The sequence below is a fragment of the Deferrisoma palaeochoriense genome (genome assembly GCF_054656955.1).
Genome location: NZ_BAAHXI010000220.1, coordinates 1 through 262, shown reverse-complemented (window position 1 = coordinate 262; position 262 = coordinate 1). Strand labels below are relative to the sequence as shown.

Sequence of the window (262 nt, the reverse complement as noted above, 5' to 3'; positions counted from 1 at the left end):
TGCGCTCGCCAACGGCGTGTATCACGCCGCCCGCCAGATCGGCCGGGGCGCCGAGAAGTTCGATCACAACACGATGAAGAAGTTCGAGCAGGTCCCGATCAAGCTTAAAATGATCAACTTTCCGTACTTTTTGATGTACGCGACCGGGGAGAAGATGAACATCACCCAGATCGAGGGGTCGTTCCCCCAGGTGCCGATCGCGGACAGAAAGGAGCGGGAGGAGTTCGTGAGGCGCTGGGAGGCGGCGCCGGAGCGGTTCAAG

1 pseudogene is annotated in these 262 nt (G+C 60.3%); it reads left to right on the top strand.

The window, feature by feature from the left end:
- Positions 1 to 262: pseudogene (locus tag ACYQ8L_RS18775) on the top strand (aldehyde dehydrogenase); the annotation flags it as partial.